The organism is Bradyrhizobium sp. 23 (genome assembly GCF_023073295.1).
Lineage (GTDB): Bacteria > Pseudomonadota > Alphaproteobacteria > Rhizobiales > Xanthobacteraceae > Bradyrhizobium > Bradyrhizobium canariense_D.
Window position 1 is genome coordinate 54,115 of the sequence record NZ_JADPJF010000132.1, and the last position, 1,238, is coordinate 55,352.

The 1,238-nt window shown below is 61.5% G+C and carries 2 pseudogenes; both read left to right on the forward strand.

Annotated features, from left to right (window positions below):
• Positions 1–168: pseudogene (locus IVB32_RS31720) on the forward strand (nicotinate phosphoribosyltransferase); the annotation flags it as partial.
• A 246-nt stretch (positions 169–414) separates the two neighbouring features.
• Positions 415–1,238: pseudogene (locus IVB32_RS31725) on the forward strand (GGDEF domain-containing protein); the annotation flags it as partial.

Genomic DNA, 1,238 nt, shown 5'->3' on the forward strand with positions numbered 1-1,238 from the left:
AACCTCGATCCGATCTCGCTGGTCTGCAAGGTGTCGTCGGTGGACGGACGTCCGGCCGTCAAGCTTTCCGACAATCCCGAGAAGGCGACCGGCCTGCCTTCGGAGATCGAGCGCTATTTGCGCGTCTTCGGCGACGCCGGCCGCGTGCGCAAGCCGGTGCTGGTCTAGCGCCAGAGCAATCTATCTCCATCAAGTAAACCATCTGGGGCAAATGCGCGACATCAGCTCGCCGATGCCGCGTCAGTTCCGGGTCGACGGCATTTGCGACGATCTGCAAGCATCCACTTCACAACGCCTTCACCCTGCGACGCAGTCTCCTGGCATTTTCAAGTCGAGTTAAGCACCTTTCGCGCGTAATCCGCGTTATGAGCGGATCGCTCCGCTGGGGTCGTTGAGCGACTTGGGGAACGCATAGTGTTTCGCAGAACAGCGCCGTCAACGAAGGGACGAAGCTTCCTTCACGTCATCAAGCTCGTTTCGCCTTTCGTCACCGTCGTTCTGCTGCAGGCCGCGATCGCCGGATTCAGCCTGGAGGTGATGTCCTCGGTCCGCGCCTATGTCGCGGGCGAAGCGTTGTGGTCGCGCTCGCAGAAGAACGCCGTCTATTTCCTCAATCTCTATCTGCATTCGGGCGACGCCAGCCAGTTTGCGCAATATCAGACCTCGCTGGCCGTTCCCATCGGCGACGAGTTCGCGCGCTGGGCGCTCGAGCGCGATCCGGTCGACGTCGAGGCCGCCCGCATCGGCTTCCTGCAAGGCGGCAACCATCCCGATGACGTGCCGGGACTGATCTGGCTGTTTCGCTACTTCAAACAGGTCAGCTTTCTCAAGGAAGCGATCAGCGAGTGGGCTGCCACCGACCCCATGCTGCTGGAGCTGAGCGTTTTCGGCGAGGTCATCCGGTCAGAGTTGAAGAGCGGACCGGTTCAGGACGGCAACCGCCTGCAATTATTGTCGTCGCGGCTTTCGGAGCTCAACACTCAGTTCACGGTGCACGCCAAGCGGTTCTCCACCGTTCTCGGCGAAGGCTCGCGCGCCATCAAGATGACGCTGACTGGCGTCAATATCGTCACAGCCATGACGCTGATCCTGCTCCTGATCTGGCACACGCGGCGATTGGTGCTGCAACGACAGGCGTTTGAGGATGCCCTGCATGCCGAGAAGGAGCGCCTAGTCTGGCAGGCGTCGCACGACTGGCTGACCGGCTTGTCCAACCGGCGCGCGTTCGAGGCCCGCCT